Below are 20,355 nucleotides of genomic sequence, written 5' to 3'. Positions count from 1 at the left end.
GGAGTGACTCACTCGATACCGATCCGATCGACAGCCCGCGGCAGACTGCCGTTCTCCGGGTGGATGTACGAGTAGTGGTCCGCCACCAGATCGGTGACGTCGATGTCCGCGTAGCCCGCGGGCGCGCTCGCTGACGCCTCGAGGCCGCCGTGGCCGACTGCGCGGGTCCCGTCCGAGGCGCGGTACACCCACCCAAGGACGCGGTCGTTCCGACTGTGGAAGTTGAAGACGGGGGCGTCGACCGCCGCGATCGCCGAGCCGTACCGCCCGTCGGCCGCGACGCTGTCGTTCGGGATCGCCCCGCCGAACAGCGACACCGAGGCGAGGGCGTCCGTTCGCCCACGGTCGGCGAGTTCGCGGAGCGCCGCCCCCGTCACGCGGGCGCCGAGCGAGTGGGCGAACAGGTGGATCGGTCGCCCGTCGTCCTCCGTCCACGCCGTCAGCCAATCGGCGAGCGGGGCGGCGTTGGCGTCGGCGGTCCGCTTGGCCGGTCCCCAATCAGCATTCGACGCCCACGAGTAGCCGACCACCGGCGGGGCATCGGGGTCCGGTTCCGCGCCGGCTCCCATCGCCGCCGCGAGCCCCAACCGGACGGTGTAGGCCTGATCGCGGGCCGACTCGGCGTCCGCGCCGAGCCCGTGGACGTACAGGAACACCGCGTCGGCCGCCTCGAACTCCCACGACCCCACTCGCTCCGTCGGGTCCGCGGCGTCGAGCCGATCTCGCGTCGTCACCATCGGCTGTGTCTCCGGCGCCTCGTACCCGCCGAAGTCGCCGCTCAGCGACTGCGCGACGTAGAGCCCGCCGCCCCCGAGGAGCCCGACACCGCCTGCGACGCCGAGGAGGAGTCGTCGACGGGTGACGAACCCGCCGGCGTCGTCGTCCGCACCATCTGAGTCCGCTGTGCTCGGGGGGTCCGACCCGTCCGGGTCGTCGACAGACGTGTTCCGTGAGATGTCCGATGATCGACGCAGACAGTCAAGTATCTAACGCGACAGCATCGGCTGTCCCTCGATCGTGGAAACGAACCGCAAAACCGCGAGAAGTATCGACGCCTACCGGGCGACGGGAACTGGGTCGTCGCCCATGGCGTACATCACCTGTGCGGCGGCGCTCGCGGCGAGCCCTTTCGCGACTTCGTCGCGGTCGGCGTCGTCGAGCCCGGCCTCGATGTCCTCGGCGTCAGGCTGGAACCCGGCACTGACGGGGTGGCCCGCCGGCGGGCGGACCGCGACGGTCGCCTCCGGCCCCTCGGAGCCGTAGGTGAGTTCGGAGCCGACGACGTAGCCGTCCGGAAGATAGGACTCGGTGCGGGAGACGATTCCGGCGACGGCGCGCCGCAGCCCGCGTTTCTCGTCGGGAGAGAGCTCGACGGTGTTCGACGACCCCCCCATGATACCCGGCGCTCCGGCGAAATCTGTGCCGTTCATCTTGTCCATCTTTGGCGGTATCCACTCATAAAGTCACCGGCGGTGGAAGTGCTCGAACCGGTCCACGGCGTCGCGCTGGGCTCAGGAACCGCCGTCCGTCGATTCGTCGAGCGCGGCGTGGTCGACCTCGTAGATCGTCACCGCGCCGCCCTCGAACGCGACCGAGAACGCATCGCGGTCGAACGACCGCATCGAGTCGCCGTACACCTCCCGCTCGTTCGGCCCGACGTAGACGTACGTCACGTCGTAGCGCTCCAGCAGTGCCGCGGCGCGCTCCCAGTCGCCGGCGTAGATGGCGTCGACGTGGCGGACCCGGCGCTCGTAGGCGTCCATGCTCCGGTACTCGGCCTGGTGGTCCCATCCGACGACCGTCGGCAGTCCGGAGAACGTCGACGCCGGACTCGTCCAGTCGTAGGAGGCGCCGGGCACCTCGACGATCGTCGGCCGGCCGGAGCGCTCGTCGAGCCACTGCAGCGCCTCGTACTCGTTGGCGTGGAAGTTCTCGACGGCCTTCATCCCGTCGAGCGAGGGGTCGTAGTGGCCCTCGTCGACCGGCTCGCCGATCTCCGCGGCGACCATCATCACCGGGAACACCGCCGTCGCGAGGACGACGGCGACGACCAGCGCGACGGTCAGCGCCGAGGTCAGCGTCTCGCGGGAGCCGGGCCCGGCCGAAACGTCCTTGCCCAGCGCGTCGATTCGGGCGGCGAGCCGGCTACCGTGTTCCCGGAGGAGCGCGACCGACGCGGCGGCCGCGCCGGCGGCGCCGAGCGTCCACGCCTGCACGCCCACTTTCAGCGACGTGTTCCAGCGTGGGTTGTCGATCAGCGGCAGCCGCGCGTGGGCAAGCTCCAGCGCGGCGAGCAGCCCCGCGCCCGCCACGAGCAGCACCATCCCGAAGCCCGCCCGGCCCGAGCGTACGAGCAGCCAGCCGGCGACGATCAGGGTACCGAGCAGGGCCAAGACGGCGAAGTTCTCGATCACCGCGGCCGCGACGACGGCGCCGAGGAGGAGCGCGCCGGCGGCGCCGAGCCACGGTATCGCGAGGTCGTCGGCCGCGGGCCACCCCCGGGCGACGACGTACGCCGCGAACGCCGTCACGAGGCCACCGTACATGACGAGGAACGCGGGCAGCGGGCTCCGCGGCGGCAGGAAGCCGATCCCCTCGTTGCTCGGAACGTGGCCGAAGATCAGGAACGGCGAGGCGATCGCGACGCCGATCGCGAGGACGATCCCCGCGGCGACGGCCGCGAGCGCGACCCGCCACAGTTCGTGGAGGAGCCACTCGGCGCGGGTCTCGGGGTCGGAAGCGGGCTGGAGACGGTCGGCCAGCGAGGCGGGCAATAGCGTCGCGGGGTGGGCGTCGGCGGCGCCGACGGCCAGCGCGGCCAGCCCGGCGGCGGTCGGGAGCGACCACGTGTTCATGAAGCCGAACAGGCCGGCGACGGCACCGAGGCCGCCGAAGAGGAGCGCGAGGCGGCGCCTGCGCTCGGCGGCCGGGGTGACGTAGTAGGCGAGGGCGAGCGCCGCCGCGAACAGCACGTACGGGTTCGCGAACGTGTGGCCGTGCAGGTCGGCCTTCACGAAGGAGTACAGCGGCACCTCCTGGATCGTCCCCGGGACGACGTAGCGGGTGTACCACCAGCCCCAGTCCAGCGGTTTGGAGAGGTTCGCGACCGTCGTGGCGAGGTCGCCGCCCTCGAAGCGCTGGGCGACGAAGCCGAACGCGGCCTGCTCAACGGTCCCGCGGATCGAGTCGGGGAGATACGGCGTGACCAGCCGGATGGCCGTGGTCGCCGCGCCGCCGAGCGCGACGAAAAAGGCGCCCGCGACGCCGCCGACGCGGACGGAGCCGCCGCGGCGGGAGACGAGCGCGCCGCCGACGCCCGCGGCGACGACGAACAGCGTCCCGTAGAACGTCGCGATGCCGAGGTTGAAGCCGTAGCGCATCGCGGTCCCCGTCAGCATCGCGAGGCTCGCGACCTGGAGTTGGGTGCCGTAGTAGTACCGCAGCGGCTTCCCGGCGAACCAGACGTCCTCCGGTGGGAGCTGTTCGGCGCGTTCGAGCGTGTTCACCAGCGCGAAGTGGAGGAACTGCTCGCCGGCGGCGGCGGTGATCGCGGGGTTGGCCGCCCGGAACGCGAGCATGATCCCGAAGCCGACGACGAACACGCCGTACATCGCCGCCACCGCGCGCCAGTCGGGGCGGGCGCCGCGGCGCCACGCGAGCACCGAGGCGGCGAGCACGATCCCGAGCCCGAGCAGCAGCGTGTGGAGGCCGAACGTGAGCTGGCCGATCCAGAAGATCAGGATCGCGAACGGCACCAGCGCGGTCGGGAGCGCGAAGGCGGCGCCCTTCCGGGGGAGGTGCCGGAACAGCCCGGCGGCGATCGGCGCGCCGATCGCGGTGAACGCCGCGACGAGCGCGAGGTACGCGAGGACGGGGAGCCACTCCATGGGGTAGGCGTACAGGCGGACCGTTTTGGTCTTTCTGGGACGGTGCTCGCGGTTTCGTCGATGCTCTCCCCGCACTCCCCTCGCTACCGGCGGTGCGGTGGCGCGAAGCGCGAGCGCCTCCGTGCGCGAGCCGAGCGCGAGGGACGAACGAGCGAACGGAGTGAGCGAGTGAGTCGGCTGGGGAGGTTTGTGGGCTGTGCGGTCGGGCGGGACTGAAAGGGGCTGCTCGCTCCGGGAAGGCGCGCGACACAAGCACCACAGGAGGGAACGAAGTGACCGACGAGGAGCGCAGCGAGCGCACCGACTGGAGCGAGCAGGGGCTTTCTCGGTGTTTCCGACTACACCAACTCGCCAAACAGTAGAGGCAGATCAAGCACGCAATCCCACGATACTACTTCCCCCGAGCGCTCGTCCGTCGTGACAGAATCAACAGATCGGTTCGCTCTCGCCGTACGCCGCCAACACCACCACACACGTGTGCTCCCCCGGCGCGGCCGCCGCCGACTCGATCAGCGTCTCCTCGTGGTCGAACGTCCAGTCCCGGAGCTCCCGTCCCGCCGCCAGCCCCGCCTCCAGCCGGGACTGTACGTCGGTCTCGGCCTCGGCGTCGGCCTCGTAGAACAGCCCCGGGCCGGGCCCCGTCGCCCAGCCGACGCCGGCGGCGACGGTCTCCGGGCCGACCGCGCTCCGCTCGGCCTGCACGACGTTGAGGCGGTTCCCCGCCGGACCCAGATCCGGCGCCCGATCGACGGTCACCACCTCGGCGTCGGCCGGGACGATCGAGGAGACCGGCACGAGGTTGTAGTTGTGGAGGTTCGCGTCGGCGAGCGCGGCGTCGTAGGCTGCCTTCTCCGTCGGCGCGGTGCCGGCGCCGGCGACGACGTGGATGCTGCTGCTCACGGCCGATCTCGGCGCCGGGCGGAGAAAGGGGCTACGGACTCACCCCGGGAACCCGATCGCGATGATGGCGACCAGCGCGAGAAAGCCCAGTGCGGCCGTCGCAACCACGTAGCTCACCAGCCCCAGCGTCAGCGCGATCCGGCCGTCGTACTCGTCGCCGGTTTTGGGCGCCCAGTAGCCCGAAATCGGGGCCACGATCGAGAGCCCGAGCCACCAGAGCACCAGGTTCAGCAGCGTGAGCCCGCCGAGCCAAGCGAACGTGTTGGTGTGGAGCCGACCGCCCTTGAGGACGAAGATGGGGACCATCACGACCAGCAGGTGTGAGACGGCGTACGCCGCCGTGCCGGCGAGGTAGTTCAGGAACAGGTACTCTGTCGGTCGATCCCGGAACAGCCGTCTGACTGCGCTGGAGACGAGTACCGGAGAGAGCGCGACGCTGTCGAACAGCCAGAGGATCGCGAGGACCAACAGCATGTCGGGGACGATACCGGGGACCATGCCCGGCGCTGGTGTCGGCGCCGAGAAACGTTTTGTGGTCTGTGCGGCGACGCTACCGTTGCTCGACCGTCCGCTCCTCGAGCGCGATCAACAGGCTCGTCGCGGCGAGGACGCCCGTCATCGGGAGCACGAAGATCCAGAGTGTCGCTTGCCAGAACCCAAGCAGCGCCAGCATCCCGGCACCCGCGGCGGTCATCGCCGCCCGCTGGAGTACGGCGCCGGCGGTTCCCAGCGTGGCGGCGCTGCCGAGGGCGAGAAACAGCGCCAGCCGCGCGTGGGTGTAGCCCGGCTGATCGAGGTAGAAGACGAGTACGGCCAGAAAGGTGAGCAGCGCCGCCATCGCTAGCCCGCGAGCCGGCCGACCGGCCGTGAACGACGTTCCGCCGTCGTCCGGGTCCGATCGGCTCATCCGCCCTTACTGGAACGCGACCGGGCCGGTCGTCGGCGCCCCCTCCGAGGCCTCCTCGATCTTCTCGTGAGCGTCCTCGAAGTCGGCCATCCGGACCTCCTCGCGCCCGTCGCGGATCGCGAACATCCCCGCCTCGGTCGTGAGGGCGGCGATGTCGGCGCCGGAGTACGCCTCCAGCGTCTCGGCGAGCGCGTCGAAGTCCACGTCGTCGCCGAGGTTGAGCTCGGAGGCGTGGATCTCGAGGATGCGCCTGCGCCCCTCGACGTCGGGCTTTGGCACCTCGATGAGGCGGTCGAAGCGGCCGGGCCGCAGGATCGCCTCGTCGAGCATGTCGAAGCGGTTCGTGGCGGCCATGATGCGCACCTCGCCGCGGTCGTCGAACCCGTCCATCTCCGAGAGCAGCTGCATCATCGTGCGCTGGACCTCGGCGTCGCCGGATGTCTTCGAGTCCGTCCGCGTGGTCGCGACGGCGTCGATCTCGTCGATGAAGATGACGGCGGGCTCGCGCTCGGAGGCGAGCTCGAACAGGTCACGGACGAGGCGGGCGCCCTCGCCGATGAACTTCCGGACCAGCTCGGAGCCGGCCATCTTGATGAACGTCGCGTCGGTCTCGTTCGCGACGGCCTTCGCGAGCATCGTCTTCCCCGTCCCCGGCGGGCCGTGGAGCAGGACGCCGCTGGGCGGTTCGACGCCGACCTCACGGAACGTCTCGGCGTTGATCAGCGGGTCCTCGACGGCCTCGCGAACCTCGCGGATCTGGTCGTCGATCCCGCCGATGTCGGCGTAGGTGACGTCCGGCGACGCTTCGACCTCCATCGCCTGCGCCCGGGCGTCGGTCTCGTCGTCGAGCAGCTCCTTCACCGAGAAGGAGTCGTCGATCGCGACCCGGTCGCCCGCCTCGACCTCACCCTCCAGCGCGGGGGAGAGCTCGGTGAGCACCTCCTGATTGTTGCCGTGTTGTTTGATGACGACGCCGTCGTCGGTCAGCTCCTCGACGGTCGCGAGGTAGAGCGACGACGTCTTGAGCGTCTCGTTGCGGCGCTTGAGCTGGTCGACCTCCTCGCGGAGCTCCTCCTTGCGCCCCTCGGCGTCCTGAAGGCGCTCGTCCAGCTCCTCGTTGACCTGAACGAGCCGCTCGAAGTGTTCCCGGATCGCCTCCAGGCGCTCGGCCTGAGACATCTCGGGGTCCAGGTCCAAGCGGGGGCGGTCGGGAAGGGACGGGCTGCGTGACATCTCTCTAGTTCGGTTAAGGGGTAGGCGTAAATGTGCCTTTGGGTCGGGGAACGGCTCGGAATCGTCGCCGACTACGCAGGTCCTTGGCGGTCTCGCGGCCGGAACGCGAAGCGGGAAGTCGCGCTAGTTCAGCTCCAGCAGCTCGGCGGCGTCGTCGAGTCGCTCGCCGTAGGCCGACAGCGCGGACTCGATGGGGTCGGCGCTGGTCATGTCGATGCCCGCGATATCGAGCACGTCGATGGGGTACTCGCTGCCGCCGGCCTCCAGCGCGGCGCGGTAGTCCGCGGCGGCGGGCTCACCCTCCTCGCGGATCTTCTCGACGATCGCGACCGCCGCCGAGATGCCCGTGGAGTACTGGTAGACGTAGAAGTTGTAGTAGAAGTGGGGGATGCGCATCCACTCCTTGGCGATCAGGTCGTCCACGTCGGCGTTCGCGTAGAACGTCTCCTTCAGGTCGCCGTAGATCTCGTCGAACGCGTCGGGCGTCAGTGGCTGGCCGTTCTCGGCGCGCTCGTGGATGCGCTGCTCGAAGTCGGCGAACATCGTCTGGCGGTACAGCGTCGAGCGGAACCGTTCGAGGTACTGGTCGAGCGCGTGGGCGCGGATCTCGTCGTCGTCGACGTTCTCCAGCAGGTAGTGGGTCAGGAGGGTCTCGTTGACCGTGCTCGCGACCTCGGCGACGAAGATCTCGTAGCTCGAGTACTGCCACGGCTGGGCCTCGGCAGCGAGCTCTGAGTGCATCGAGTGGCCGAGCTCGTGGGCCAGCGTGTACATCGAACTCACGTCGTCCTGGAAGTTCATCAGGATGAACGGCTGGGTGTCGTACGTGCCAGAGGAGAACGCGCCCGAGCGCTTCCCGCGGTTCTCGTACACGTCGACCCAGCGGCTCTCCAGCCCCTGCTCCATCCGGGCCTGATACTCCTCGCCCAACGGCGCGACGGCCTCGACGACCCACTCTTTGGCCTGCTCGTAGGTGACCTCGGGCCCCTCCTCGCCGGTCAGCGACATGTAGAGGTCGTGCATCCCGAGCTCGTCGACGTCCAGCGCCTGCCGCTTCAGGTCGGCGTGGCGCTGGAGGTGGTCGAGGTTGTCGTGGACGGTGTCGACGAGCGTGTCGTACACCTCAGTCGGGACGTTGGTGCCGTCGAGGGCGGCCTCGCGGGCGGTGTCGTAGTTGCGCGCCTCGGCGAGCTTCACGTCCTTCTTCGTGCTGTTCTGGAGGGCGGTGCCGACGCTGTTGCGGTAGTCGTCCCAAGTCTCGTAGTACCGCTCGTAGGCCTCGCGGCGGAACTCGCGGTCCTCGTGTTTCTGGAGCTTGGTGAAGTTGCTCTGGGTGATCTCCACCGCCTCGCCGTCGGGCTGCTCGACGGTGGGGAACGTGAGGTCGGCGTTGGAGAGCATCCCGTAGATGTCCGAGGGTGCGCTCGTGACCTCCGAGAGGTCTGCCAGCAGCTCCTCGACCTCCGAGGAGCGCGTGTGGGGCTTCATCCGCAGCGCGTCGTCGAAGAAGTGCTCGTACTCCTCGAGGGCTGGCTCCTCGTCGATCAGGTCGGCCACGTCGTCCCAATCGAGCTCCTGCAGTTCGGGTTCGAGGAAGCTGGTCGCGCTGGAGGCCTCGGACTGCAGCGACTCGGCCTTGGCGGCGATCGCCTGATACTCCTGGTTCCGGGTGTCCTCGGCCGACCGCAGCCGGGCGTAGGCGCCGACTTTCGACACGTCGCGCATCACGTCCTCGTACGCCTCGAGCAGTTCGAGCAGCGTCTCGGCGCTTTCGGTCGCGCGACCCTCGAACTCACGCAGGTCGTCGACGCGCTCTTCGACGTCGTCGTAGGCCTCCTGCCACGCTTCTTCGTCCGGGAAGATCGACGCCAGATCCCACTTGTACTCCTCGTCGATGTCCTCGCGTTCGGGGACGGTACTCATCGTGGTGACGTACTGTCGGATCCGGTGGTAAGTCTTCTCACTTCACGCGGGGAGGTGGCGTTTGTCGGTCGGTTTTGCCTTTTTCGTCGGGGCGTCGTTGCCGGCCCGGAACGCCTTTGGGTCGCCCTCCCACACGCCGGAGCATGGACGGATTCGACGCCGCGATCGGGCGGACGTGGACCGACGACCGGCCGGGCGAGTTCCTCACCGACCTCACCGCGATCGGGAGCCGGATGGGCGGGAGCGAGGGCGAGGCACGGGCCGCGGAGATCGTCGCCGACGCGTTCCGCGACGCGGGCGTTCGGAACGTCGAACAGGACCCCTTCGAGATGCAGGCCTGGCAGCGAGGGGACTCCTCGCTCCGCGTCCGATCGCCGGTCGAGCGGGAGTTCGAGACGATCGCGCTTCCGTACTCCCCGGCGGGCGAAGTGGAGGGCGAACTGGTCGACGCGGGCTACGGCACGCCCGAGGAGATCGACGAGCTCGACGTGGCGGGGAAGATCGTCGTCGCCTCGACCACGACGCCGGAGGGCGGCCGGTTCATCCACCGGATGGAGAAGTTCGGCTACGCGATCGGGCAGGGCGCCGCGGCGTTCGTGTTCGTCAACCACGTTCCCGGCCAGCTCCCGCCCACGGGCTCGCTCACGTTCGGGCGCGAGGCGGAGGCGCCGGCGGTCGGCGTGAGCAAGGAGACCGGCGCGTGGCTCACCGAGTTCGCCGAGGTATCAAACAGCGACACCTCGAACTCCCGTTTTCGCTCCGCGAAAAGCGGGAACGCCGAGGGCGACACCCGCGTCCGGCTCACCGTCGACGCTGAGACGACGACGGGTCGGAGTCAGAACGTCCAGGGGCGGCTCGGCCCCGAGACCGACGAGGAGATCCTCCTGCTGGCCCACTACGACGGCCACGACATCGCGGAGGGGGCGCTGGACAACGGCTGCGGCGTCGCGGCCGTGCTCACGGCCGCCCGCGTGCTCAGCGAGGCCGAGAACGAACTGGACCGCGGCGTCCGCGTCGTCGCCGTCGGCTGCGAGGAGGTGGGGCTGCTCGGCGCGGAACACCTCGCGGAGACGATCGATCACGACGACGTGGCGGCGGTGGTGAACGTCGACGGCGGCGGGCGGTTCCGCGACCTGATCGCGCTGACCCACACTTCGGAGTCGACCGGCGAAGCGGTCGAGCGCGTGAGCGAGCGCGCGAACCACCCGGTCGAGGTGGAGTCCGACCCCCACCCCTTCAGCGATCAGTGGCCGTTCGTCCGCGCGGGGGTGCCGTCGGTTCAACTGCACAGCGACAGCGGCGAACGCGGGCGCGGCTGGGGCCACACCCACGCCGACACCCGGGACAAGGCCGACGACCGGAACATCCGGGAGCACGGCGTCCTGACCGCGCTGCTGGTCGACGAGCTGGCGTCGACGGACGCCGATCGGCTGGAGCAGGAAGAGCTGGCCGAGGCGTTCCGGGAGCTGGAGTTCGAGACGGGGATGAAGGCGGCGTCGTTGTGGCCCGAAGGGTGGGAGTGACCAACCACGGCGGGCGTCGCCGATCACGGCGCGCGACCTGCCGAGACCTCTGTGTCTCGGCGACGGAGCGCCATGCCGTGATCGTGTGACAGCCGCGCGCTCCGTCGCGCGGCCGCGGAGCGCCAGCAGCCAGCCGACGAGGGTGACACCGAACAGCGTGTCGGCCGCCACCACCTCCACGGCGACGATGGCCGCACCCCGCGACGAGACGGACCGTCACGTCCCAGTAGACCTGCGTGCGAACCACAGCGGCGCTACGGGGCGGAAATAAGGGAGTGTGGGGCGGGGGTCTCGCGACCGGGGGAAGACGGCACGAGTCGCAGCGCGTCCGGGTCGTCAGTTATCCGCCTCGGTGCGGAACGTTGCCGACCCGTTCCCGTCGTCGACGCTGGTCACGGCGACCGCCTCGACGGCGGTCCCGTTCTCGACGCTCAGTGTCGTCGCCCCGGACGCAGTTCGGACGGTAACCGTCGACCCGTTCTCGACTGCCGACTCGTCCAGCGGAGTGAGTTCGACTGTGGCCGCCGAATCGGCTGTCACCGCGTTGTTTAGCGTTCGAACGTCGGTCACTTCGGCGCCGTCGAGCGAGATTTCGGCGACGACCCGCGGCGGCGCGTTCTCGTCGCTCGCGACGTACACTTCGAGGCTCTCACCGACGGCTTCAACGTGGAAGTGCACGCCGTCGGCGTCCTCGAACTGCTGTCGCACCTCGTCGTTCCCCCACGCGAGGCGTCGCAACTCGGCTATCTCCTGCTCGGCCAGTCTGTCGTCGGGGTCGACGACTTCAACGGTGTGGTTGGAGGGCTGTACGTCGGCCGCCGGCGACGTGGCCGCCGCCGGTGTCGGCGCGGCGACGGCACCGCCCGCCACGATGGCGAGCAGCGCCGCAACCGCGAGTGTCAGTGTCTCGTGTCGCATGGTTTGCGCGGCGAAGGGGGCTCATCCCTCGGCGGGGACCGGCGCCCCGACTTGCCGCAGTAACCCGTTGACTGAAAGAGCAGATAGTCGTTGATTGGTAACGGCGCCGAAACCGGTTCGTAACGCTTTCCACGTCCGTTTCTGGCCTATTCCCCGCCAACCTCTAGGTGAGGAGGACGGTGTTCCCCATGCCGTCGCGCCGGCGTTCGACCAGCCCTCTCTGTTCGAGAGTATCCAGTGTTCGGCTCACCGTCGCCTTCGAGAGGTCCGTCTCCTCGACCAGCGTTCGCTGGGGGAGCTCCCCGTCGGCGTCCACCAGCAGTTCGTAGATCGTCTCCTCGTTGTTCGCGAGACGGTCGAGCGTCGCCTGCCAGCGCTCCCCGACGGCCTCCGATCCGTCGCTGCCGCCGGCTGTCTCCGGGCGTCCACCTCCGGTAGCGACACCACCGTCCCCCGCCGTGCGCATCCGTCTCCCGCTCAAGTTCGCGGGCCGCTGTGCCTGTTCTTCGCTGGTTCGCCCTCGCCCGTAGAGGAGCAGGAACGTCCCGCTGCCGCCACAGGCCGCAGCCGTGACCGCGACTACCGCCGCCTCGGTATACGTGAAGTACTGGCCGATGGTGGTCGCCTGGGTACCGTTCTCCCCCACCGAAACGACGACCGGTGAGGGTGTGAGCAGTTGGACAGTGAGAACGAGCACGCCGGCGACGAACACGACCGCCGCCACGAGATGAGCGCGCTGGAGGGCAGGAGGGCTCATGCGGGATTGTTCGGGATACCGGCTGTTTAGATGTACCGGTCGAACTGGGCCGTAGCGGGCGTGAAACACCTACGAAACGGGTTTGAAACGCGTTTCACCCTTGGGTTGATGAGGGCTTTCACCTAACGTCGATGCGTGCCCTCCGAGATACCAGTACGCCTCCTGCTCGTCGTCGGCCTCGCCTTGGTCGGGGTCGTGTTGGCGGGAATCGGAACCGCGTTCGCCCCGAATGGCGTCGTCCCGTCGGAACCGGGCGCGGAGTTCGTCGTCGGCGACGGCAACGTGACCGTCGCGCAGTCGGATCAGTCCGAGACGACCGTGACGACCCTCTCGAACGTGTCGGCGGTCAGAATTGACCGCACGAACGCCAGTCGGTTCACGGTGGAGACCCGAGAACGGCGCCCGCTGTCGCGGGACGAACGTGACCGGGCGCGAACGATCGCGCTGAACAACCGAACGGTCAGCGAGGCCGTCGACGACGTGGGGGCGGTCGAACTCACCGTCGAGCCGATTCGGAAGCTGAACACGTCGTCCATCGCGACGGGGCAGTACAACGTCACCGTAGACGCAGAGGACGGCGGCACTTTCACTGTCGACCTGAACGACACCGACAGCGAGAACGGATCGGTAACCGTCGACCGGACACCGAACTACGTCGACGACCGGGCGGTCGTGAAAATCCGGAACTCGACCGCGGATGCGCCGGACGACCTGAAGTACTCCGTCACGGTCGACCTCGCCAACGGGACGGTGACCGACATCACGGACTGGGAGCACATCCGGGAGAACGAGCCGACAATCGAGCCCACGGCGACCGCCGACAACAGCACGGACACGGAAGCGGTGGCTACCCCGAAGCCCGGGGAACGCCGACTGCTACTCCCGAATACTCTGCAACACCGACTCCGTCACGCGCAGACGCTCTAGGGCGCTCGTACGCCGCTGGCCGAACACGCCGCGCGCACTCTCGACGGCTTCCTCGTCGATCGAGAAATCAACGTCTGGGTAGGTCACGCCCGTCAACACCAGCGGTTCGGGCGGCATCCGCGGGACGCCGCGGCCGCCCTGTAGCGACTCCTCGCTCAGCACCTCCGCCACCCGCGCGAGCGACTGCCCGTCGACGGCCACCTCCGCGAGCACGCCGACCAGCCGCCTGACGAACCCGCGCGGGAACCCCCCCGCGGAGACCGTGACGACGAGGAACTCCCCGTCGCGTTCGACGCGAACCGACGCGTCCCGGACGGTCCCGCTCTCGTCGCTGGTGAGGTTGTGGAAGTCGTGGTTGCCGGAAAGTCGATCCGCGGCCTCGCGCGCGATCTCGTCGGCGGCGTCGGGAGCGTGGAGGTGGTACGTGTAGCACCGCTCGCTGGCGGCGTGGGTCGCGTGGAACTCCTCGGGCACGTCCGCGGCGGCCCACGCCCGGATCGAGCCCGGGAGCCGGCCGTTGAGCGCGGCGGGCGTACACCAGTCGGGCGCCTCGAACGCGACCGTCTGGGCGACCGCGGAGACGCCCGCGTCCGTCCGCCCCGCGGCGGCGTACCCCGACGGCGTCTCGCCGTCGTCGACGATCCCGCCCGCCTCGAGCGTGTCGAGCAGCGTTCCCTCGACGGTCGGCACGTCGGGCTGTCGCTGGAAGCCGTAGAACTCTCGCCCGTCGTAGGCCAGCCTGAACGCACGCATCTACTGGAGGTCCGTTAACAGTGGTGTGAGGCGGTGACGGCTGACCGACCCAACGAGGTGACTGACGTCGTGCACGCCTGCTGCTTCCCGACCACGGGCCAAAACGGTGCCGGACAGGTGTGCTGTCTCTTCCCGAACACCCCCTCTCTTCGGGTCGAAACCCGGTGAAGTAACTGCGGTATCGTCGACCAGAGTTCACTTTCACCGCGGTTCGGTCAGGGTTATACCGACCGCTACCTAACCGCTACACGAGTGCCGCGACGGCGGCCACACACGCCTCACACCATGACCAGCAACAGCCACCAAAAAGTACAATCGAGTTTGTACTATTACAACCGTACCGGGAACCAAACGGTTAATGGGGGTCCACGGAATAGGACTTCTCCGCTACAGATGTTCGATCTATCCACTCCCGACGAGACCTGCATCCGCCCACACGGGGTGAGCGCAGAGTGAGTTCGCCCGATCTCGGCGCCGACGAGCTGACGCTCCCGATCAAGCGCACCGACGGCGAGACGCTGGAGGACCGCCTCACGCAGAACGCCTACGAGAACATCCTGCCCGCCCGGTACCTCCGGAAGAACGCCGACGGCGAGGTCACCGAGGGCCAGGAGGAGCTGTTCGCCCGCGTCGCGAAGAACATCGCGCTGGCCGAGGCCGTCTACGAGGCCGAGCGCCAGGGCGTCGAGGTGACGGTCACGCCCGACCAGCTCAAGCCCGACCACCCGCGGCGCGACGAGCTCGCCGAGGACGTGTTCGGCGCAGGTGTCGACGCCGAAACCGACACCGAGACGACTCTCACCGAACACAACGTCAACAAGTTCGCCTACGACACCGTCGTCCCCGAACTCGACGAGGAAATCGCGGCGTCGGTCCGCGAGACCCGCGAGGAGTTCGAGACGCTGATGACGGATCTCTCCTTCATGCCGAACTCGCCGACGCTGATGAACGCCGGCGACGAGCTCCAGCAGCTCTCTGCCTGTTTCGTCGACTCGCCCGCCGACGACATCACGGACATCCACCAGACGGCCAAGGAGGCCGCCGAGGTGTTCCAGTCCGGCGGCGGCATGGGCTATGCGTTCTGGAAGCTCCGACCCTACGGCGACTCCGTCGGTTCGACCGGCGGGATCGCCTCCGGCCCGATCACGTTCATGCGGACGTTCGACCAGATGTGCGAGACGATCGCCCAGGGCGGCGCCCGTCGCGGCGCCCAGATGGGCGTGATGCGCGTCTCGCACCCGGACGTGATCCAGTTCATCCACGCGAAGAACAAGGACGTGAGCCTCGCGAACACGCTGCGGCTCAACGACCCCGACGACTTCACGCACAACTCCTTTGCGGACGCGCTGGAGGAGGCTCGCGAGCTCATCGACGACGAGGGTCGCGTGCCCGAACACCTGCGTAACGCCGTCGAGGGCCACCTCTCGAACTTCAACATCTCCGTCGGCGTCACCGACGACTTCATGGCGGCGCTGAAAAAGGGTGAGGAGTTCACCTTCACCAACCCCCGGACGGAGGAGCCCCACATCGCGACGCCGGAGACGAAGGAGCTGTACGACATGTTCGGGCTCGGCGAGCACGTCGAGGTCGGCGAGGAGCTCTCGGTGCCCGCCGAGGATCTCTGGGACCAGCTCATCGAGGGCGCCCACGAGAACGGCGAACCGGGCGTGATCTACCTCGAACGGGTGAACAAGCGCCACTCCTTCGACGTGGAGGAGCACCCGGACCACCGCATCCTCGCGACGAACCCCTGTGGCGAGCAGCCCCTGGAGGAGTACGAGGCCTGTAACCTCGGCCACATCAACCTCTCCACGCTCGCGGCACAGGATGCGCCGGACTGGCGCGTCTGGGCCGACGAGCACGCCGACGAGTACGACAGCCACGAGGACGCCGTCTCGGCGTTCCTCGACGAGGCGATGAACTGGGAGGACTTCGACCACCGCATCGCCTACGGCACGCGGTTCCTCGAGAACGTCGTCACGATGTCGGACTTCCCGGTCGACGAGATCGAGCAGAAGGTCCGGGAGATGCGCAAGATCGGCCTCGGCGTCATGGGGCTGGCCCAGCTGTACATCCAGCTCGGCGTGCGCTACGGCACCGACGACGCCGACGAGATCGCCCGCCAGCTGATGACCCACATCAACCACGGGTCGAAGGACGCCAGCCACGAGCTCGCCCAGGAGCGGGGCACCTTCGCGGACTGGGACGACTCGAAGTTCGCTGACCCGACGTCCTACCCCGACTGGTTCGAGCACCACACCGGCGAGGATCCCGAGGAGTGGGCCGAGGGCTACCCGCTGCGCAACCACAACACGACGACGATCGCGCCGACGGGCACCACGTCGATGATCGGCAACACGACCGGCGGCTGTGAGCCGATCTACAACGTCGCCTACTACAAGAACGTCTCCGGCGACGTCCAGGGCGACGAGATGCTCGTCGAGTTCGACGACTACTTCCTGCGTGCGCTGGAGGACAACGACCTCGACGTCGAGGCTGTGAAGAAGGAGGCTCAAGAGCAGATGGCCAACAACGAGTTCGACGGCGTCGAGGGGCTGGAGACGGTCCCGGACGCGCTGGGCGAACTGTTCGTGGTCACCGGCGACCTGAGCGCCAAGCAGCACGCCTCGATCCAGTGTGCGGCCCAGGAGGGCGTCGACTCCGCCATCTCGAAGACGGTCAACGCGCCCAACGACGCCAGCCTCGAAGACGCCAAGGAGGCGTTCGAGTTCGTCTACGACAACGGCGGCAAGGGCGTCACCTACTACCGCGACGGCACCCGCAGCAAGCAGGTGCTCACCACCCGCGCCGACAACACCGAGTTCGCCGACGAGGACGAGGCCGCCGAGGCGCTCGTCGAGCAGATCACCGAGGTGTTCGGCGGGCTCGAAGGGTTCCTCGAGAACGAGGACGTCCAGGCCGCCCTCGACACGCAGGTCGAGCAGCTTCTCGCGGAGGCCGACGGCGAGGACACGCCGCTGGGCCGCAAGCGCCCGCGCCCGGACGTGCTCCACGGCGTCACCCAGCGCATCGACACCGGCTACGGGAAGCTGTACGTCAACATCAACGAGGACCCCCAGACCGGCGAGCCGTTCGAGCTGTTCGCGAACATCGGTAACTCCGGCGGCTTCACCGCCTCCTTCACCGAGGCGCTCGCGAAGACGATCTCCACCTCGCTGCGCTCGGGCGTCGACCCCGAGGAGGTCGCGAGCGAGCTGCAGGGCATCCGCAGCCCGAAGGTCGCCTGGGACAAGGGCGAGCAGATCCAGTCGATCCCCGACGCCATCGGGACGGCGATGCGGCGCTACCTCGACGGCGAGATCGACAAGGGGATCCCCCAGCAGCAGACGATCGACGAGCTCGACGAGGAGGCCGCCGAGCCCTCGACGGACGGTGGGGCGACGACCCAGCCGCCGAGCGAGCCGACGAACGTCGACATCGACGACGCCGACGGCGCCGCCGACGCTGCGACCGAGGACGACGCCACGAGCGAGCTGATCGCGTCGGGCGAGAGCCCGGAGTGTCCCGACTGTGGCTCGATGAGTCTCTACTACTCCGAAGGCTGCAAGACCTGCGAGTCCTGCGGCTGGAGCGAGTGTTAGGCTGAGCGAGCGACCCGTCGGTTTTTACAGTTCGTCGTCCCGCGCCAGCGGTAGCGAGACGGTGATCCGGTTGCCACACGTCGCCGGCGCGTCGATGTCGATCTCCCCGTTGGAGAGCTCCACGGCCCAGTAGACGAGCCAGAACCCCAGCCCGCTGCTGTGGTAGACGTTCGTCATCTCGTCGTGGTCGCCGGTGAGCACGTCCGCCTCGATCGCGGGGATCGGCTCCCCGCCGTCCTCGATGACGAGCTCGGCGTCGTCGCCCGCCTGCCGGAGCCGGACCTGTACCCCCGGGTTCGCGTCCTCGCAGTGCTGGACGGCGTTCTCCAGCAGTTCGGTGATCGCCTGCTCTAGCTCCGGCCGACCCTGAACGACCGCCGGCTCGAGCGTACCTACCTCGACGACGCAGTCCGGATAGCGTTCGCGGACGGTCTCGACGCCCGTGACGACCAGCTGGTGGATGTCGACCGGTTCGCGCCACTGCTGGTCGGTGAGCAGGTCGATGATCTCGCGTTCCTTCTCCGCGCTCTTGAGGAGTTGGTTCCCGACGCGGTGGATGATCTCGGTGTGATCCGCGGCCTCGGGGAACTCGTCGTCGATCAGGTCTGCCTGCCCGAGCACGACGTTGAGGTCGTTCCGGAGCGTGTGTCTGAGGAGATTGTCCATCACGACCAGCTGTCGCTCCCGGCGCCGTCGCTCGGTGATGTCCCTCGCGAACCCGGCGACGCGTACGACCTCGCCGTTCTGCGTGATCGGCTCGCCCTGGAACCACACCCAGCGCTTGTACTCCTCCTCGGGGTTGACGCGGTACTCCATCTCCACTGACTCGCCGGCCGCGATTCGTCTCATCGCGTCCTCGACCGCGGGGCGGTCCTGTGGGTGAACCGCGTCGAGGAACGCGCTCGGGTCGTCGTACACCGCCTCGGTCGGCTCGCCGAATATCTCCTCGTAGGCGGGGTTGACGAACAACAGCTCCGACCAGTCGGCGTCGAACATCCAGAGTACATCGCCCGACACCGCGGCGATCCCCTCCAGCCGGGTGGCGGTCTCCGCCTGCTCGCGCTCGGCCTGCACGCGGTCGGTCACGTCCCGCGAACTCACCACGTAACCGTCGAGCTTCTCGTGGGTGAGGTTCGACATCCGGCTCTCCAGCCACACCCAGCCGTCGCTGGCCCGGTGGCGGTACTCGATCGTCCCCTCGCGGAAGCTGTCGCTCCGAACCGTTCGGTAGAACTCCTCTCGGACGGTGTCGAGGTCCTCGGGGTGGACGAACTCGAAGGCGCTCTCCCCCACGAGGTCGTCGGGCTCGAAGCCGAGGATGCGCTCGGCTGCCGCGTTGACGTAGGTGAACGTCCCTGCCTCGTCCAGCAGCGCGATCTTATCCTGGGACTGATCGAGGAGGAGTCCGAACAGGTCGGACCGTTCCATCGTCGATCGTTAAACGTTCTATCCGGATAATTCTCACGGCAGTTCGACCGTCATAATTCACTCATTACGGCCGGACTGTCTCGCTCACCCAGCCCGTCGCACCCGAGGGGCGGACCCCCTCCCGGTCCTCGGTCTGTCGCTCGCCCTCGCCGTCGATCGCCCGGACCACCACCTCGTGTCGCCCGTCGGCGTCGTACTCGTGCTCCCACATCCGCCACGCGTCGGCGGCGGCACCGTCGGGGTCGGGATCCTCGGCATCGAGGGGTACCGCACCCGGGAGCGGGTCCGAGAGCGTCGCCTCGGTCCAGCTGTCGCCGCCGTCGGTCGACACCTGGACGGCGTCGATCCCGCGCGTGCCGGCGTAGGCGTGCCCGCCGACGCGGACCGTCCCGTCGCGAACGGTGGTGCTGTGGAGCTTCGCGACGGTGTTCACCTCGCCCGTCCCCTCCCAGCCGCGCTGCTCCCAGTAGCCGTCCTCGGGCTCCTCGCGGATCTCGATCTCGGTGAGCCACTTGGCGTTCGTCTCGCCCCAGTGCCCCGGCACGAGCGTCCGCAGGGGAGCACCGTGGCTTCGGGGGAGGGGACGGCCGTTCATCCCCCACGCGAGCAACCCCGAATCGAGCGCTTCCCGCGGGAACGAGACGAAGTAGTCGTCGGCGGCGTGGAGCGTGACACAGCAGCTCTCGGGGGCGTCGACCGCTTCCAACACCGTCGAGACGGGGACGCCGTCCCAGAGTGCGGTGTCGATCTTCTCGCCGTTCAACGGGTCGCTCACGCAACGCAGCGTGACGAACCGCCGCTCGGCGTCGAACGCCCGCAGCTCCGAGAGCGTGAACGACCGCTCCTCGGGCACCTCGCCGGTGACGGTGAGCTCCCAATCCGCGGGTGAGATCGTCGGATCGACGGTCGCGATGTCGACGGTGTAGAACCCATCGGACACCAGCCCGTCGGCGTTCGGCAGCGAGAGCGAGCGCTCCGCCGCGACCGAGAGCAGCGACTGGGCGGCCGGATCCGGCGGGTCGGGGCTGCCCGCCCCGTCCGATCCACCGCCGAGTCGAACCGTACTCGCCGCGAGCGCGCCGAGCGTGGCGGCGCCGGCCTGCAGCAGGCGGCGGCGTCCCGGCGACCCCCCGGCGGACCGCCGCGATCCGAGCGGGCGCGAGGCGGCGAGCACGACGACCATCGCCGCGATGCCCCCACCGATCGCGCTCGCGAGGCTACCCGTGAGTAGTAGCGTCCCTCCGCCGACGAGCGCGAGCGTCGTCACCCCTGCTGTAGCGCCGCCGTCGACGGATCGCCGAGCGAACGCCGTCGCCGCCGCGTAGAGTGCGATCAGGATCAGCCCGGTGACCGCCACCAGTAGCGGCTGCGCCGCCTCGCCGAGGCCTCTGACCTCGACCGCGACGAACCCCGGGCTCGCGTCGCGGAGGAGTGTTGCCGCGCTGGCGCCGACGAACGCGGGCGTGTCGCCGGCGGCGAGCAGCGATCCGGCGACGGCGGCGACCCCCGCGAGCACGCCGATAGCGGCCTCGATCGACTGTTCCCGGCTCGGACGGTCCATATTCGTGTGATGGCGTGCCACGGGGGAAAGCGTTCC

16 protein-coding genes are annotated in these 20,355 nt (G+C 68.9%); 3 read left to right on the top strand and 13 right to left on the bottom strand.

Features of this window, described 5'->3' with window-relative positions; all coding sequences use genetic code 11:
* Positions 1 to 8 precede the first annotated feature (8 nt).
* The 8 genes from BN1959_RS01960 to pepF form a co-directional block, all read right to left on the bottom strand.
* On the bottom strand, positions 9 to 737 hold the full coding sequence (locus BN1959_RS01960) for a DUF726 domain-containing protein (protein ID WP_053947044.1): 729 nt from the start codon (positions 735 to 737) through the stop codon (positions 9 to 11).
* Between the two features lie 318 nt (positions 738 to 1,055).
* Entirely contained in the window at positions 1,056 to 1,430 is a 375-nt protein-coding gene (locus BN1959_RS01955; protein ID WP_053949296.1) for a DUF5811 family protein, read from the bottom strand.
* Positions 1,431 to 1,511: 81 nt separating this feature from the next.
* Positions 1,512 to 3,887, bottom strand: coding sequence for a DUF2298 domain-containing protein (locus BN1959_RS01950; RefSeq protein WP_053947043.1), 2,376 nt, complete (start codon positions 3,885 to 3,887; stop codon positions 1,512 to 1,514).
* A 426-nt stretch (positions 3,888 to 4,313) separates the two neighbouring features.
* On the bottom strand, positions 4,314 to 4,787 hold the full coding sequence (locus BN1959_RS01945) for a pyruvoyl-dependent arginine decarboxylase (protein ID WP_053947042.1): 474 nt from the start codon (positions 4,785 to 4,787) through the stop codon (positions 4,314 to 4,316).
* Between the two features lie 39 nt (positions 4,788 to 4,826).
* Positions 4,827 to 5,285: a hypothetical protein gene (locus BN1959_RS01940; RefSeq protein ID WP_053947041.1), complete on the bottom strand. Its 459-nt coding sequence runs from the start codon at positions 5,283 to 5,285 to the stop codon at positions 4,827 to 4,829.
* A 52-nt stretch (positions 5,286 to 5,337) separates the two neighbouring features.
* Complete coding sequence (locus BN1959_RS01935; RefSeq protein WP_053947040.1) at positions 5,338 to 5,694, bottom strand: hypothetical protein; 357 nt, start codon at positions 5,692 to 5,694, stop codon at positions 5,338 to 5,340.
* Positions 5,695 to 5,700: 6 nt separating this feature from the next.
* A complete protein-coding gene (gene pan2 / locus BN1959_RS01930) occupies positions 5,701 to 6,927 on the bottom strand; it encodes a proteasome-activating nucleotidase Pan2 (RefSeq protein ID WP_053947039.1) in 1,227 nt (408 codons plus the stop codon).
* A 123-nt stretch (positions 6,928 to 7,050) separates the two neighbouring features.
* A complete protein-coding gene (gene pepF / locus BN1959_RS01925; RefSeq protein WP_053947038.1) occupies positions 7,051 to 8,850 on the bottom strand; it encodes an oligoendopeptidase F in 1,800 nt (599 codons plus the stop codon).
* A 143-nt stretch (positions 8,851 to 8,993) separates the two neighbouring features.
* Here pepF and BN1959_RS01920 point away from each other — a divergent pair, with 143 nt between their 5' ends.
* Positions 8,994 to 10,373: a M20/M25/M40 family metallo-hydrolase gene (locus BN1959_RS01920; RefSeq protein ID WP_053947037.1), complete on the top strand. Its 1,380-nt coding sequence runs from the start codon at positions 8,994 to 8,996 to the stop codon at positions 10,371 to 10,373.
* 336 nt (positions 10,374 to 10,709) lie between these two features.
* Here the strand turns inward: BN1959_RS01920 and BN1959_RS01915 are convergent, their stop codons facing one another.
* A complete protein-coding gene (locus BN1959_RS01915; RefSeq protein WP_053947036.1) occupies positions 10,710 to 11,291 on the bottom strand; it encodes a hypothetical protein in 582 nt (193 codons plus the stop codon).
* A 163-nt stretch (positions 11,292 to 11,454) separates the two neighbouring features.
* Positions 11,455 to 12,048, bottom strand: coding sequence for a helix-turn-helix transcriptional regulator (locus BN1959_RS01910; protein WP_053947035.1), 594 nt, complete (start codon positions 12,046 to 12,048; stop codon positions 11,455 to 11,457).
* 135 nt (positions 12,049 to 12,183) lie between these two features.
* Between BN1959_RS01910 and BN1959_RS01905 the strand changes: the two genes are divergently transcribed.
* Positions 12,184 to 12,975 carry a hypothetical protein gene (locus tag BN1959_RS01905; RefSeq protein WP_053947034.1) on the top strand — a complete coding sequence of 264 codons (792 nt, stop codon included), beginning with the start codon at positions 12,184 to 12,186 and terminating at the stop codon, positions 12,973 to 12,975.
* Here BN1959_RS01905 and truA read toward each other — a convergent pair.
* Positions 12,925 to 13,728, bottom strand: a complete 804-nt coding sequence (truA, locus tag BN1959_RS01900; protein ID WP_053947033.1) for a tRNA pseudouridine(38-40) synthase TruA — start codon at positions 13,726 to 13,728, stop codon at positions 12,925 to 12,927. The genes BN1959_RS01905 and truA overlap by 51 nt on opposite strands.
* Positions 13,729 to 14,180: 452 nt before the next feature.
* Between truA and BN1959_RS01895 the strand changes: the two genes are divergently transcribed.
* Entirely contained in the window at positions 14,181 to 17,330 is a 3,150-nt protein-coding gene (locus BN1959_RS01895; protein ID WP_053947032.1) for an adenosylcobalamin-dependent ribonucleoside-diphosphate reductase, read from the top strand.
* Positions 17,331 to 17,354: 24 nt separating this feature from the next.
* Here the strand turns inward: BN1959_RS01895 and BN1959_RS01890 are convergent, their stop codons facing one another.
* Positions 17,355 to 18,758 (bottom strand): PAS domain-containing protein, encoded by a 1,404-nt coding sequence (locus BN1959_RS01890; protein ID WP_053947031.1) that lies wholly within the window; start codon positions 18,756 to 18,758, stop codon positions 17,355 to 17,357.
* 64 nt (positions 18,759 to 18,822) lie between these two features.
* Positions 18,823 to 20,319, bottom strand: a complete 1,497-nt coding sequence (locus tag BN1959_RS01885; RefSeq protein ID WP_053947030.1) for a molybdopterin-dependent oxidoreductase — start codon at positions 20,317 to 20,319, stop codon at positions 18,823 to 18,825.
* Positions 20,320 to 20,355: the final 36 nt, after the last annotated feature.

The sequence above is a fragment of the Halolamina sediminis genome (assembly GCF_001282785.1).
GTDB lineage: Archaea > Halobacteriota > Halobacteria > Halobacteriales > Haloferacaceae > Halolamina > Halolamina sediminis.
Note: the sequence above shows the minus strand (reverse complement) of the source record. Positions and strands in the feature narration are given on the sequence as shown.